13 protein-coding genes are annotated in these 14,866 nt (G+C 68.1%); 1 reads left to right on the top strand and 12 read right to left on the bottom strand.

All coding sequences use genetic code 11. From position 1 onward, the window contains the following. Positions 1-135 precede the first annotated feature (135 nt). The 12 genes from ACIRGA_RS37040 to ACIRGA_RS37095 all read right to left on the bottom strand — a co-directional run bounded on the left by ACIRGA_RS37040 (position 136) and on the right by ACIRGA_RS37095 (position 13,840). Complete coding sequence (locus tag ACIRGA_RS37040) at positions 136-1,404, bottom strand: MFS transporter (protein ID WP_400950728.1); 1,269 nt, start codon at positions 1,402-1,404, stop codon at positions 136-138. Between the two features lie 139 nt (positions 1,405-1,543). After that, positions 1,544-3,214, bottom strand: a complete 1,671-nt coding sequence (locus ACIRGA_RS37045; protein ID WP_400950731.1) for a PucR family transcriptional regulator — start codon at positions 3,212-3,214, stop codon at positions 1,544-1,546. A gap of 77 nt (positions 3,215-3,291) precedes the next feature. Continuing rightward, positions 3,292-4,398, bottom strand: coding sequence for an o-succinylbenzoate synthase (gene menC / locus ACIRGA_RS37050; protein WP_400950733.1), 1,107 nt, complete (start codon positions 4,396-4,398; stop codon positions 3,292-3,294). Then, positions 4,395-5,279, bottom strand: coding sequence for a GNAT family N-acetyltransferase (locus tag ACIRGA_RS37055; protein ID WP_400950737.1), 885 nt, complete (start codon positions 5,277-5,279; stop codon positions 4,395-4,397). The genes menC and ACIRGA_RS37055 overlap by 4 nt, the downstream gene beginning before the upstream one ends. A gap of 31 nt (positions 5,280-5,310) precedes the next feature. Next, a complete protein-coding gene (locus tag ACIRGA_RS37060; protein ID WP_400950740.1) occupies positions 5,311-6,453 on the bottom strand; it encodes a M20 family metallopeptidase in 1,143 nt (380 codons plus the stop codon). Further along, positions 6,450-7,925 (bottom strand): amidohydrolase family protein, encoded by a 1,476-nt coding sequence (locus tag ACIRGA_RS37065; RefSeq protein WP_400950743.1) that lies wholly within the window; start codon positions 7,923-7,925, stop codon positions 6,450-6,452. Before ACIRGA_RS37065 ends, ACIRGA_RS37060 begins: the two co-directional genes overlap by 4 nt. Positions 7,926-8,051: 126 nt before the next feature. Next, complete coding sequence (locus tag ACIRGA_RS37070) at positions 8,052-9,383, bottom strand: GH1 family beta-glucosidase (protein WP_400950746.1); 1,332 nt, start codon at positions 9,381-9,383, stop codon at positions 8,052-8,054. A gap of 32 nt (positions 9,384-9,415) precedes the next feature. Continuing rightward, on the bottom strand, positions 9,416-10,255 hold the full coding sequence (locus ACIRGA_RS37075; RefSeq protein ID WP_400950751.1) for a carbohydrate ABC transporter permease: 840 nt from the start codon (positions 10,253-10,255) through the stop codon (positions 9,416-9,418). Then, on the bottom strand, positions 10,248-11,204 hold the full coding sequence (locus ACIRGA_RS37080; RefSeq protein WP_400950754.1) for a carbohydrate ABC transporter permease: 957 nt from the start codon (positions 11,202-11,204) through the stop codon (positions 10,248-10,250). Before ACIRGA_RS37080 ends, ACIRGA_RS37075 begins: the two co-directional genes overlap by 8 nt. Continuing rightward, positions 11,204-12,517, bottom strand: coding sequence for an ABC transporter substrate-binding protein (locus ACIRGA_RS37085; protein WP_400950758.1), 1,314 nt, complete (start codon positions 12,515-12,517; stop codon positions 11,204-11,206). Before ACIRGA_RS37085 ends, ACIRGA_RS37080 begins: the two co-directional genes overlap by 1 nt. A 142-nt stretch (positions 12,518-12,659) precedes the next feature. Then, positions 12,660-13,181: a hypothetical protein gene (locus ACIRGA_RS37090; protein WP_400950761.1), complete on the bottom strand. Its 522-nt coding sequence runs from the start codon at positions 13,179-13,181 to the stop codon at positions 12,660-12,662. 2 nt (positions 13,182-13,183) lie between these two features. Beyond that, the gene (locus ACIRGA_RS37095) at positions 13,184-13,840 is read right to left on the bottom strand and encodes a GntR family transcriptional regulator (RefSeq protein WP_400950766.1); all 657 of its coding nucleotides are present in this window, start codon (positions 13,838-13,840) and stop codon (positions 13,184-13,186) included. Between the two features lie 101 nt (positions 13,841-13,941). Between ACIRGA_RS37095 and ACIRGA_RS37100 the strand changes: the two genes are divergently transcribed. Then, positions 13,942-14,373 carry a VOC family protein gene (locus ACIRGA_RS37100; RefSeq protein ID WP_400950771.1) on the top strand — a complete coding sequence of 144 codons (432 nt, stop codon included), beginning with the start codon at positions 13,942-13,944 and terminating at the stop codon, positions 14,371-14,373. Positions 14,374-14,866: the final 493 nt, after the last annotated feature.

Genomic DNA, 14,866 nt, shown 5'->3' on the forward strand with positions numbered 1-14,866 from the left:
GCTCTCCCCGAAACACTACCACCTGCAACAACACCCCGCGCCGGGCGGGGGGGGCGCCCCCAACCCCCCCTTGCCCGGCGCCCTTGGCCCCCATGGGGGCCCCCCCCCCCACGCCGCGCTGAGCGAGTGGGCCATTCATGAGGCCGCACCTGGGCTCGCCGGGGAGAACGTGAACTGCGCCGGGTTCTGCGGCACCCAGAACGCCATCACGGCGGTGAGGAAGGTGGTACCGATGAGGAAACCGAACGCGGCGGTGTAGGAGAACGCGTCGGCGAGCCACCCCATCGCCACCGGAGCGACCGCGCCGGCCACCTGGCCGCCGAAGTTCATCACCCCCATGCCGATCCCGGTGACCGCCGTGGGCAGCACGCGCAGCGGCAGGCCGAAGACCGCCATCGTCGCCATACCGAACACGGCGAGGGCGAGCGTCTCGTAGAGGGTGAACTCGGCCGTGCTGTCCGCGTTCACCATCAACGTCAGCAGCACCACGGTCACCAGCGCGATCGAGCCGAGGTACCAGCGGCCGTGATCGTGGAAGTACCGGTCGAACAGCCAGCCGCCGAGAATGGTCGTGACGATACTGACCAGCATCGGGATCGCGGCCAGTATCCCGGTCTGGCTCAACGACAGACCCCTCGATTCCAGCAGGTAGCTGGGAACCCAGGTGATCATCCCGTAGTTGAGCATGTTGGTGACGCAGAACAACAGGGTGAACTTCCAGATCACCGGGGACTTCAGCAGCTGTTTGCGGGAGACCTCGGGGGTTTTCATCTCGTCGCGCGGAAGGCTGCTCAGTTCTTTGGGCAGTGCCTTGGGAAGTATCGTCCAGACGACCACGCCGATGATCGCGCCGATCCCCGCCATCCAGAAGAACGTGTGCCGCCAGCCGACCGCCATCAGCAGCGGGCCGACGATCAACGGCGCCAGGCCGGCACCGATACCACCGGCGGACAGCATCACGCCGGTCACCGTCGCGCGGTTGCCGGGGGTGGTCCGTTCGGCGATCGCCTTGAACGAAGCCGCCGGGAAAAGCCCTTGGCACACACCGAAAAGGCCGCGGACGACGAGCAACATGCCGAAGGTGCCCGCCATCCCGGTCATCGCGGTGAACGCCGACCACAGCAGCAGCGTGACCAGCATCGGCCCTCGCGAGCCGTATCGGTCGGCGAGAAAGCCCGCCGGGATCTGGCAGACCATGTACACCAGCGCGAACACCGTGACGAGCCAGCCCTGTTCGGTCTTGCTGAGCTCGAACTCGGCGCCGATCATCGGCAGCGCCATCCCGATCGAGAACCGGTCGATGTAGTCGACCGCCCAGGCGAACACCATCACCACCATCGTGATGAGCGCCGTCCGGTTGATCCGCCGTGCTGTCCAGGTGTCCTCATTGACCACTGCCGTCATGGCGCCTCCGCGGAAACTTTGGGAGAGAAGGAGAACGGCGCGAGCGTGGCGCCGATCACTCATTCTGAAACGCGGCAGGCGTACGGAGTTCGTGCGATCACACGAACATCCGCCGTCGTTTCGGGCCGGAAGACCAACGTCAGTCTTCGGCGCCCGGCGGTCCGGTCCGCGCGTCGCGGGGCAGCAGCCGCAGTTGCAGCATCGCGGCGAATCGCTCCCCCGCGTCGTCGAGGTCGATCTCGCCGACTTCCGCGAGCCGCCGCAGCCGGTAGCGGAACGTGTTCGGATGGACGTAGGCCGACGCGGACGCGGCTCCGATGTCACCGAAGGCGTCGAGCCAGCACCGGAGGGTGTGCACCAGTTGTGACTGGTGTTGCGCGTCGTAGGCGAGCAACCGCGCGACAGGTCCTGTCGCGACGTCTCCCCTTGCCGCGGCGAGGTCGGCCAAATCCAGCATGAGTGCGTCGACGTGGACGTCTTCGGCGGTCGCGACGCGTTTGGCGCCGCCGTTGGTGAGCAGCACGCGCAACGCCCGGTCCGCACCATCGCGGGAGGCGTGGAGGCCGGACGCGTCGAGGGCGAGCGGGCCGATGCCGATCGCGGCCGCCGCCCGGCGTCCCGTGCGCTCCAGAAAGGTCGACGCGACCCGCACCGAACGCTCCTGGCAGTCGGTTTGGCCGCCGGGCATCGGAAGGATGCCGTAGGCGACGTCGCCGACCAACGCGACGGCCGAGCGAGGCTGGACGGCGCTCAGGTGCATGGCGAGGGCGTCGGCGACCCGCTGGCGGTCCGCGACCAGCCGGAGATCGTCCTCGGGATCGGGTGCGCCGAGGAGTCCCATGGCGAGCACGATCGACGGCTGGCCGAGCAACCCGAGCCGGGCGATGGCCTCCGGCGCGCCGGCGCCGCCTTCGAGCGCCGTGCTCACCAGATCCGCGCGCAGCCGTCGTTCGACGTCGGCGCCCGCACGCAGCCGGAGCAAGTGCAGCGCGACGAGTTTGGCGGCGTCGATCAGCGCCTGCGTCCGCTCTTCGCTGAGCGGTTCCCGCACCGCCGCCCAGATCGACCCGAGCACTTCGTCGCCGGCGCGGACGGCGAACGCCACACGGGGCAACGCGATGGCACTGTCGTCGTAGCGCTGCGGATCGACGTAGACGGGCGCGTGGTCGCGGTACAGCCTCTCGAAGACGCCGTCGCGTTCCAGGCCGCGGGCGAATCGCTCCGGCACCTGACGCCCGAGGATGGTCTCGACCCGAGACGGGTCCGCTTCGTCCTGGCGTCCGGAGAACGCGAGGATCCGGTTGTTGCGATCCTCGATGGTCACCGGAGCGTCGATGAGCGCGGCGATCGCGTTGGCCAGCGCGAAGAGATCACCCGACGGCATTCCGCCGAGCGTCTGGGGCGAGACCTCGCCGACGTCCTCCTCGGCGAGCAAGGTCCTGAGCATGGCGGCGAGTTGTGCCCAGGACGCGCCACGCGCGAGCCCCAGCAAGGCGACCCCAGACGACTCCGCGGCGCGGCGGAGTTCCGGCGCCGGGGTGACGGGAGACCGGACGACGAGCGCCGCCGCGCCTCTCGCACCCACGTCGTGCAAGAGGCGGACGATCTCGTCCCGATCCCGCACCCCGACGCCGAGCACGACGGCCCCGCCAGGGATTTCGGATTCGTCGTGCGGATCGTGGATGACCACCCCGCCGAGCTGTTTGCGGGTGGTCCGGCCGACCGCGACCGGCTCCAGGAGCACGTCCCCGAGGTCTTCGAGGACGCGTCCCAAGCTCGTATGCGGCTTGCTGGGCACCGGTGTCAGCACCCCCCCGAAGTTAAACCCGGCCTCACCGAACCGACTGGTTCGATCCGACCAAATCTAACCCCGGATTTCGTAGCGCGCTACGAACCGATCCACGCTTTCTCCGTGGTGACCTCGTCCAGGAGATCGGGAATCGGAGTCACGCCGAGCCCCGGACCCGTCGGCACCGGCAGATGCCCGGCGTCCAGCACGAACGGCTCGGTGATGTCGGTGCGGTAGAACCGGCCGGACGCGGAGGTGTCGCCCGGCAGCGTGAAACCGGGCAGCGACGCCAGCGCGACGTTGGCCGCCCGGCCCAGCCCGGTCTCGATCATCCCGCCGCACCACACCGCCACGCCGTGCGCCGCGCAGACGTCGTGCACCCGGCGTGCTTCGAGGTAACCGCCGACGCGGCCCGGTTTGATGTTGACGATCTGGCAGGCGCCCAGCTTGATCGCGTCCGCAGCCGCCTTGGCGGAGACGATCGACTCGTCGAGGCAGATCGGCGTCCGGATTCGCTTGGCCAGTTCGGCGTGGCCGAGCACGTCCTCCTCTTCGAGCGGCTGCTCGATCAGCAGCAGGTCGAACGGGTCGAGCCGGGCCAGCAGGGGCGCGTCGCCCAGGGTGTACGCGGTGTTCGCGTCGACCTGCAGCAGCACGTCGTCACCGAAGCGCTCACGCACCTGGCGGACCGGCTCGACGTCCCAGCCGGGTTCGATCTTCAGTTTGATCCGGACATAGCCCTCGTCGAGGTAGCCGCCGACGACGTCGAGCAGGTGCGGGATCGAGTCCATGATCCCGACCGAGACCCCGCAGGCCACGGAGTCGCGGGTCGACCCGAGTTCGGCCGCGAAGGACCGGTCGTGCGCGCGGAGTTCGGCGTCGAGGACCGCCATCTCCAGCGCCCCCTTCGCCATCCGGTGCCCCTTGAACTTCGCCAGCAACGGCGTCAGCTTGTGCGCGGTGACGTCTCCCGCGGCCAGCAGGGCGGGGATCAGATGGTTGCGAAGCACGTGTTCGGCGGCGTCGTTGTACTCCGACGAGTAGACCGGCGCCCCCATCGCGACACATTCGCCCCAGCCCTCGCCCGCCGGGGTCACCGCGCGGACGAGCAGCAGTTCCCGTTCGGACTGCGTTCCGAACGAGGTCCGGAACGGAGCCACGAGCGGCATCCGGACCCGGCGCAGTTCCACACCGCTGAGTTTCACGACTGCTCCTTCGAGATCACGTACCAGCCGGCACGATCGAAACCGGCGACCTTGGCGTTGTCCGCCATCAGCCCACCGAGGACTTCACGCAGGGCGGCGCGCCACGCGTTGCCGCGACCGGGATCGGTGCGGCGCAACCGTTCGATGTCGGACGGGACGGCGACGAGCACGGTCGGCGCGTCGGCGGATCCGATACTCGGACCGCCGTCGGAGTCGACCGAAAGTGCCTTCGCCGCACCAAGTGCCTCCGCGTCGATCAGGACGGGTTCACCGAACGCGGCGGCATGAACCTCGGGGCTCGTCAGATCCCAGCCGACCATCAGCCGGTCGGTGTCGCCCGAGCCGTTGATGCTGTCCTCCATCGGCCCGTAGAAATCGGGCAGGTAGCCGATCGGTCGCGCGCCGAGTTTCCCCAGATTGAAATAGGCGTTGCGCCGCACCAGCGGGTCGAAGGTCCAGGTGATCACCGAGACGTCCTGGAGCAGTGCCCACCCGCGCTGGTGCAGTTTGAGCGCGTATCCGATCCCGCGGCCCACGCCCGCCTTGGCGACTCCGGCGATGTGGCTGTGCAGGCTCGCCTTTCCTGGGTTCCCGAAGAACCCGAAACAGGCCCCCAGCAGTTCATCGTTCTCGAAGGCGCCCGCGACGTAGTTCCCTGCGCTGGACATCGCGCGCAGCAGTTCCGTGCTCACCGGCCGCGCGCCGGGTGCCGATTGCCAGATCGACTCGAACAGGCCGACCACCGCGGCCAGTTCGGCGATTTCGGTGAGTTCGCGGATTTCGACGCCCGAAGCCGCGGCCGCGGCCCGCGCGGCGGCGACGGCTTCGTCGCGTACGTCCGCCGACGCGAGGCTTTCCGCGTTCGTCGCTAGATTCGTCACGGGACGATCCTTTCCCGGCACGACGGCCCAGTCACCGTCGTGCCGTACCAGATTCGCCCGCGCGATTCGTCGCACCGGACGGATCCCTTTTCACGAGCACGTTCTCCACGAGCGCGGCCAGCAAAGCGGTGCGGCGCGGCAGTTCCGCGACGACGACGTGTTCGTGATCCGCGTGCGCCCCGCCCCCGACGGCGCCCAGTCCGTCCAGGGTGGGAACGCCGATCCCGGCGGTGTAATTGCCGTCCGAGGCGCCACCAACCGACGCGGAACTCAGTTCACCGAGGCCGAGTTCGCCGGCCAGCTCCTGGGCCAGCGCGAACAAGCCTGCCGACGAGCCCGCTTCGAGCGGCGGCCGGTTGATCCCGCCGGTCACCCGGACCTCGGCCCCGTCCAGTACCGGAGGAAGTTCGCGCATGGCCCGGTCGACGCGGAGTTGCTCGGCCTCGTCCCATACGCGGACGTCGACGGCCACACTCGCGGCGGCGGGAACGGTGTTGATCGTCGTTCCCGCCGAGACGACGGTGGGTGTCACGCTGGTCCCGGCCTGGGGGTCGGCGAGCGCGGCCACGGCGAGGATCTGGTGGGAGATCTCGATTCCCGCGTTCACCCCCTTCTCCGGTTCGAGCCCGGCGTGCGCGGCCCGGCCGATGACCTCGACCCGGTAGTGGGAAACGCCTTTGCGGCGGCATTTCAGCGCACCGCCGTCGGCCGAAGCCTCCAGCACGAACGCCGCGTCACAGCCCGCCGCGGTCTCCTCGATCAGCGCGCGGGACGTGGGCGAACCGATCTCCTCGTCACCGGTGACCAAAATGGACAGTCCGTCGCGGTCGGGCACGGTCGCGGCGGCGTGCAGCGCCATCACGACGCCCGCCTTCATGTCGAAGCAGCCGGGGCCGCGCAACACACCGTCCCGTACGGAAAACGGATGCGTCTCCAGCGAACCGTGCGGCCACACCGTGTCGTGGTGGCCGAGCAGCAGCACCCGAGCCGGTCCGTCACCGAATCGCCAGCGCAGGTGGGTGACTCCGTCCACGACGATCCGCTCGGGATCTGCACCGAGCAACCTCCGGCCGATCTCGGCCACCACTTCGGCGCTGCGAGCCACCGCTTCGTGATCCGACGACGGCGACTCGCACCGCACGAGCGTTTCGATGTCGGCCAGCAGGTCGCTCATCGCGGCTCACCCCGCAACGGCTTGCCCGGGAACGCGTCCGTGCGCAGATTCCCGTCGGTGACGACCGGGACGCCCGAAACGAACAGGTGCCGGACGCCGACCGAGGGCCTGGTCGAGTCGAAGTAGGTCGCCGCATCGGTGATGGCTTCCGGGTCGACGACGACGATGTCGGCATCGGCGCCGACGTTCAGCCGTCCCTTGGCCAGCGCGCCGGGGGCGACCTCGTCGAGCACGCGCGCCGGCAGGTAGGAGCAGCGCCGGAACGCCTCCAGCCACGTCCAGGCCTTGCTCTCCCGCACCATCAGCCGCAGGGTCTTGGCGTAGGTCCCGGCCGTGCGCGGATGGGTCGCGCCGCCGGGCGGCAGCGGCCATTCGGTGCTCTCGCTGGTGCCGTTCTTCCAGTACACGGGCAGCGCGTCGCTGGCGACGATGGCGTCCGGGAACGCGAGCGCCTGACGCAGCAGGCCGAGGTCGTGCGCGCTGCTCTCGTCGAGGAACTCGAGGATGCAGGGCGCACCCGGGTCTTCGGCACGCACCTGGAGCAGGCGGCCCTCGTCGGCGATCCGCTCCCCCGACTCCAGCATGATCACGCTGGACGGGGACAAGCCCTTCATCTTCAGGCGTTCGGGCGAGAGGAACGCCGCACCGATCCCGGTGCTGCCCGCGCCGTACGGATAGGCCTCGACGGTCACCCGCGAACCGGCCGCGCGGCCGGCTTCGAGCGCCGCGAGCACTCGCTCGATCTGGTGGCCCGACGTGCTGTTCACGTGGCAGTGGTGCATCGCGGCGCCGGTCTCGGCCGCGACGATCGCGATCTCCGCCGAGCCGTCGATCGGCGTCTCCGGATTCACCTCGACCAATTCACGGACGTGGGTGTAGGTCGGTGCCCCGGCCTCCTTGGCCAGCCTGGCCAACGCGAGGAACTCTTTGGGGTCGGTGTCGGGCGCGTAGCCGAGGAGCACGCCGACGCCGAGCGCACCCGCGGCCAGCTCACCGTCCACAAGGGACAGCCAGGCCGCGAGCTCCTTCGGCGAAGAAGTCCGTTGCCAGGCCGGGTTTCCGAGTACCGCCAGCCCGCTGTCGATATTCGCGTCCGGCTCGATGCCGGCGAGCACCTGCGCCCGCGCGGCACCCCAGGACGCGGAGAAACCGTAGTGCAGCGGACGTCCCGCCGCGGCCGCCTCGGCGTAGGCCCGCTCGATCGGCATCAACCCGGCTTCGAGGTCGAGCGCGGTCGTCACCCCGTCCATCGCCTGCAGCCGCTGGCCCGCGATGGTGTGCACGTGGCTGTGCAGGTCGATGAAGCCCGGTCCGACGACGAGCCCTCGGACGTCGATCTCCACGTCACCCGGCTCCGCGATCAAGCGTTCCCCGACGGCGGTGACCACCCCGTCGGATACCAGCAAGTCGGCCGTACCGTCGAAACCCGTCGCCGGATCGATGACACGACCGCCACGCAAGAGTGTCCGCATACTTCGCCTCCTAGGATCGCCTCGTTCATGGCGACCCTAGGAGGTTTCGGCGGGCGTCCGTTCGTACCGCGCGACGAATCCGGACCCCTCGGTCCATCCGCCCGCACGAACCGTTCGCGAGGCCGGTCAGCGGTTCCGGTGCTCGGCGATGATCTCCGCGTACCGGTGCCCGCTCGCCTTGACCGTGCGGACCTGCGTGTCGTAGTCGACCCGCACGAGCCCGAACCGTTTGCTCAGCCCGCTGTCCCATTCGAAGTTGTCGAGCAGCGACCAGGCGAAGTAGCCCTTCACGGGCGCACCCGCTTCGGCTGCTCCGGCGACCGCGCCCAGATGTTCTTCCAGGTAGGCGATGCGGTCGGCGTCGTGGATCGAACCGTCCTCGGCGACCTTGTCGTCGAAGGCGGCCCCGCTCTCGGTGACGTAGATGGCGCGGGCGCCGTACTCGTTGGCGAGCCGGTGGATCAGGTCCGCGAGCCCCTGCCCGTGGATCTCCCAGCCCATCGCCGTGGTCGCCGCGCCCTCGACCGGCACCTGCCGGGCGCGGGGCGCTGGGCCGTCCGGGTCGTCCTCGACGATCTGCCGGAAGTAGTAGTTCAGCCCGTGGAAGCCGACCGGCGTCGAGATCACCTCGAGATCATCCCCGACCACGGGCGGTTCGACGCCGTAGACCTCGATCATGTCCGCCGGGTAGCCGCGGCCGTTCGACGGGTCGAGCCACCACCGGTTGACGTGTCCGTCCATCCGCTTCGCCGCCTCGATGTCCGCAGTCGAATCCGACGCGGGCTCGATCCCGCTGAGGTTGAGCACCAGGCCGACGTTGGGAGCCTGAGCGGCGTTGGCGGTGATCGCCTGCACGCCGAGGCCGTGCGCGAGCAGCAGGTGGTGCGACGCGTCGATGGCCTGCTTGAGATCCTTGACGCCAGGCGCGAACCGGCCTTCGAGGTAGCCGAGCCAGGCCGAGCACAGCGGCTCGTTGACGGTGTTCCAGTCCCGCACCCGGTCACCGAGCCGCCCCGCGACGACGGCGGCGTAATCGGCGTAGGCGTAGGCCGTGTCGCGCTCGGGCCAGCCGCCCTTCAGCGCCGAGGGCAGGTCCCAATGGAACAACGTGGCGAACGGCCGGATCCCGGCTTCGAGCAACGCGTCGACCAGCCGGTCGTAGAAGTCGAGGCCCGCCGCGTTGACCGCGCCGCGGCCGGTGGGGATCACCCGCGGCCAGGCGATCGAGAAGCGGTAGGCGTCCAGGCCCAGCCGCTTCATGATGGCGAGATCCTCCGGCCAGCGCCGGTAGTGGTCGCACGCGACGTCGGCGGTGTCGCCGTTCAGGACGGCACCCGGGACCCGGACGAAGTCGTCCCAGATGGACGGGAGGCGGCCGTCGGCGTCGACGGCACCCTCGACCTGGTACGCGGCGGTGGCCGCACCCCACAGGAAATCGGCGGGCAGGTGCAGATTCAAGGCGGACCTCTCTGTACGGAGCGACGGGCGGGTCATTTCACGGCACCGGCGGTGAGCCCGGCGACGAGATAACGCTGAAGCAGCAGGAATCCGGCGACGACCGGGACGGAGACGATCAGGGACGCGGCCATGACCTGGTTCCAGTACACCTGGACCTGGGTGGAGTACTCCTGCAGACCGACGGCGAGGGTCCGCGTGCCCGAGTCGGTCATCACCGACGCGAACAGGACCTCGCCCCAGGCGGTCATGAACGAGTAGATCCCCACCGCGACGATGCCCGGCATCGCCGCCGGGATCACCACCCGGATCAACGCGCCGAACGGCCCGGTGCCGTCGACCATCGCGGCCTCGTCGAGTTCCTTGGGGATCGAGTCGATGTAGCCGGCAAGCATCCAGATGGCGAACGGCAACGAGAAGGTCAGGTAGGTGATGATCAGCCCGAGCCGGGAGCCGTACAGGACGATGCCGGTGGTGTTGCCGATGTTGACGAAGATGAGGAACAGCGGCAGCAGGAACAGGATGCCGGGGAACATCTGCGTGGACAGCACGGTCATCTTGAAGAAGTTCTTGCCACGGAAGCGGAACCGGCTCAGCGAGTACGCCGCGAAGATCGCGATCACCACCGAGAGGATCGCCGCCGACCCGGAGATCACCAGGCTGTTCACGAAGTACTCGGCGAGCGGGATGGTCTCCCAGATGTCGAAGAACGGCTGGACGGTCAGCGTCGTCGGGACCCATTCCCAGGTGCCCTGCACGTCCCCGAGCGGCTTCAGCGACGACGAAACCATCGCGTACAGCGGCACCAGCGTGAACAGGGCGAGGAAGCCGAGGACGAATCGGCGGGCCCACGGGACCCAGCGAGGCTCAGACAACGGCGTTCCTCCTCCGCGCGGTCAGTCCCAAGTAGACGGTGCTGACGATCAGCAGGAACAGCAGCAACAGCACCGACATCGCCGAGCCGAGACCGAAGTTCCAGGTCACGAAGGAGCTCTGGTAGATGTGGATCGAGATCAGCGACGCCTCCTTCGGCGCGGACGCTCCGAAAAGGACATACGGCGTGTTGAAGTCGTTGAACGTCCACAGGAACAGCACCAGCAGCAGAACCTGGTTGACCGGGCGCAGCATCGGCTGGGTGATCGCCTGGAACTGGCGCCACCAGCCCGCGCCGTCGATGGCCGCCGCTTCGTACAGTTCGCCGGGGATGTTCTGCAGCCCGGCCATCACGATCAGGAACGCGAACGGCCAGTTGCGCCACACCGAGACGACCAGCAGCGACCAGAAGCTGTTGTCCCCGATGAGCCAGAACGAATCCGTGCCCAGCAGGTCGTTCACCAGGCCGGTGTCCTTCTGGAACATGAACGACCAGGTGATCACCGCGGCGTACATCGGCAGCGCGTAAGGCACCAGGAACAACGTCCGGAGCAGGCCGCGTCCCCGGAAGTTCTTCTGCATCAGGACGGCGGCCGAGGTGCCGAACAGCCAGCAGAAGCCCACCGAGAGAACGGTGTAGAGGACGGTGATCCAGAACGAGCCGAGCAGCGACTTCCCCGCCGCGGCGTCGAAGTCCAGGACGAACTTGTAGTTGTCCAGTCCCGCCGCCGGGGCGGACGCGAAGTCCCGGATCGAGAACTGCGTCAGCTTGAAGAAGCTCATCACGAGCCCGGCGATCATCGGGATCACGTGTACGAGCAGTTCGAGCAGGATCGCGGGGAGCAGGAGCAGATACGGCAGGGCGACCCGGCGCCGCTTACGCCGGACACCCCGGGGCCCGGGAGCCCCGGCCGCCTTCACGGCCGGGGCGTCGTCGAGAGCGGTCGGCATCAACTACCGGCCGCGATCTGCTGGTCCGCCTGGTTCAGCTGGTCGCGGATCTTGGCACCGTCGACCGGCTTGCCCGCGGCGATGTCGGCGAACATCGCCTTCATCGCGGTGCCGATCAGGGTCTCGAACTGCGACTCCTGCGGGACCTGTGGCATCGGTTCGGCCGAATTCGCGAGCACGTTCTGGAACACCTTGACGTCCTCGGTCTGGAAGGCCGCGTCGGTGTAGGCGTCTTGGACGGTCGGCAGTGAACCGTAGGTCTTGTTGAGCAGTGCCTGCTCCGGCGCCGAGACCATGAACTTCACGAAGTCCAGTGCGGCGTCGGGGTTCTTCGTGTTCTTGAAGACCGATATGTTGATGCCCGCGACGAAACTCGTCACCTTCCGGCCGTTCGGCGGCGCGGTGGCGGGCAACGGGATCGGCGCGACACCGAGGTTCGCCATGTCCATCCCGATGCTCTTGAACGACCCCGCGGAGGCCTGGTTCATAAACATCGCGGCCTTGCCGTCCGACAGATCCTTGAGGGATTTGGCGGTGTCGGCGTACTCGGCGTTGGCCGGATTGACGATCTTGTCCTTCTGCATCAGGTCGACGAACTGCTGTACCGCCGCGACCGACGGATCCGAAGCCAGCTGCGGTTTGCCCTCGGCGGTGAAGAACTGTGCACCTTGTTGGGCGCCGAGAATCGCGGCGTGGTGACTGTTCTCCGTGACCTGGCCCGCTTGGAGCGAGAGCCCCCACTGGCCCTTGTCGGGTTTGGTGAGCTTCTTGCCGTCCTCGACGAGCTCCTCCCAGGTGGCGGGCGGCTTGGTGATACCGGCCTCGGCGAAGAGCTTCTTGTTGTAGTACAAGCCGTATGCCTGGCCGTAGAGCGGTACGCCGACCGGCGGCTGCCCGCTCGCCCCGGTGGCCGCCAGCGACGGCCCGAGGAATCGCGACTTGCCGCCGACCTTCTCCAATGCGGCGTCGTCGAACGGCAGGAAAGCGCCCGTCGCCTGCAACGAGGCCGACCAGGTGTTGCCGATGTTGAGCACGTCCGGCCCCTTGCCGGAGGTGGTGGCCGCGAGGATCCGGTTGAGCAGATCCGTCCACGGGACGACTTCGAGCTTGACCTTGATCCCGGAGGCCTTCTCGAACTTGTCGAGCTCGGGCCGCAGGACGGCTTTGTCGTTGTCGAGACTGGTGCCCTGATTGGACGCCCAGTACACGAGCTCCTTGGGAGCGCTGGACGACGTGTCGCCGCCGCCGCACGCCGTCGTGGCGGCGGCCGCCAGCGCCAGGACGAGCGCGGGAGCGATCTTTCCGATTCGCATCGATGGTCCTCGGGGTGAGTGGCCAAGCCGCGTCCGGGCCTGTGACCCGGGACACGTCTTATTTCAGGGCTTGAGTTAAGCCGTGGCCCACTCCGCCGTCAAGACCCTGAACGCCATTTCGTCCGCCTCGGCACCGTATCGTTCACCAGGGGGTTCCACCCAAGGTCGCGGGGCCGCGATCGACGGTGATCATCTTCTCCGGACGATAGCGGTCCAGATCCGCATGGAGCCAGGACTCCCCCGGCCGGGCACGGTGGAACCGGAAGGTCCCGTTCGTGGTGTTGGCGCCGACGACGCATCGGACTGGAACCGGCGCGGCGCGGGCGATTTCGAGCGCGAACCCGAGGCCGTGACGCAACATCAGGACCTGATCCGCTTCCGAGATTACCGGCTCGCCGTCGGGCAGGCTCCCCACCTCGATCGGCAGATGGTCTTCGAGATGGAAGCCACTGACGAAGCACTCCCACTCGGTCAGGTCAGTCTGTCTTCCCGGTGGCCGTCCGGCCCAGGAGGGAATCCCGCCGAGAGTGATCACCTCACCGGTCAGGACCACCCCACCGGCGATCATCTCCTTCAGTCCCGGCGCCAACCGGTCAAGCGGTATCGCGGCGGACAAGGGGCCCAGCGCCTCCGCGGCCAGGTCGTTCAAACGGACGTTGAGCACCGTCACTTCCCCGTCAGCACGGCGAAGGCCTCGCCGCGGTGGACGGCGAACAGTTCGAGTGCCTTCTCGCCGTCACGAGCCCGAAGCGCGGACGCCAGCCGACGGTGTTCCGCCGGGATGCTCGCGAGGTAGCCGTCTGAACTCACGCCGATCCGCGTCAGCAGGAACAGGTACACCTGTGACCGGATCGCCTGCCAGGCCTCGACGAGCCGCCGATGCCCGGACGCGGCGTAGACCGCGTCGTGGAAGTCGATGTCGCAGCGGACCATCTCGTGCTCGTCGCGCGCCCGATCCATCCGGTCGACGACGTCGTCGATCGCGGCCAGCTCCGCGTCCGACGCCTTCACGACGACCAGCTGAACCGCCAGCTGCTCCAGCGCCGAGCGCAGGCTGTCGAGTTCGGCGACGTCCACATCGGACAGCGTCGTGACGATCGCACCGCGATGCCATTCGCTGCGGACCAGACCCTCACGCTCCAGTTTCAGCAGCGCTTCGCGCACCGGACCACGACTGACGCCGAGCGCGGCCGAAAGCTCGACCTCGCGCAGCTGCGCGCCAGGCGGATAGGCGCCGCCGAAGATGGCGTCCCTGACCCTGTCGGCCACCTCGTCCGCCAGCCCGCGACGACGCGCCGGCATCACCCCGGCGGATTCGCTCATCGTCATCCCTCCCACTCGACCGGCCGATCGTAGCGGCTCGCCAGTTTGTCCTAATGTTAACATTGCGACAAGTACTCACTCGCCGGAAAGGATTCTTCGGTATGACCGTCCTCGACTCCCCCATCCCGCGCTTCCACCTCGCCATGCCCGTCGACGATCTGGCCGCCGCGCGCACCTTCTATGGCGAAGTCCTCGGCCTCGAACAGGGCCGCAGTTCCGACACCTGGATCGACTGGAACCTCCACGGCCACCAGTTCGTCACGCATCTCGCGCCGGAGCGGCCGCAGCGGATCCACAACCCCGTCGACGGACACGACGTGCCCGTCCCCCACTTCGGCCTGATCCTCACCGTCCCGGAGTTCCGGAAACTGGCGGACCGGCTCCGCGCCACCGGCACCTCGTTCGTCATCGAGCCCTACGTCCGCTTCGAAGGCCAGACCGGTGAGCAGTGGACGATGTTCCTTCTGGACCCGGCGGGCAACGCGCTGGAGTTCAAGGCTTTCGCCGACGACTCGCAGGTGTTCGCCGCCTGACCGACTCCTGCAAGTATCGCCTGGCGCGCTGACCTGCGGAAAGGAGGCGGGACCTTGGTGTCGCGGGAGGGGCGTGTGGATATAGGGACGTTGAGTGTCCCTGTATCCACACACCCTTCACTCACCGTCAGGGCCATCGCTGACTGTGTGGATTTTGGTGCGTTGGATGACCCGAAATCCACACGGTCACCGGCCTAGGCGGTGTCCTGTAAGTCCTGTTGGCGGTCTCCGCACCCACGTGTCGCGAAAGCCACTTTCGGGACATCAGACGTCGCGAAAGTAGCTTTCGCGACACGCTCCGGCCGCACGATCACTTGCGCAAAGCCGCCACCCCACCCCAATGTCCACCTCCCCGAAAGGACGCTGCCCGATTAGCCCGATTTGAGTGGCTTCACGAAGAGGTCGTGAGTGACAAAGACGGTTATTGAGCCGAAAGTCGAACGCGTCGTGGTGAGGCCGCGAGCAACCGCGGAAGTGTCCTTTGTGGATACAC

It is taken from the genome of Amycolatopsis sp. NPDC102389 (genome assembly GCF_044765885.1).
Taxonomy (GTDB): Bacteria; Actinomycetota; Actinomycetes; order Mycobacteriales; family Pseudonocardiaceae; genus Amycolatopsis.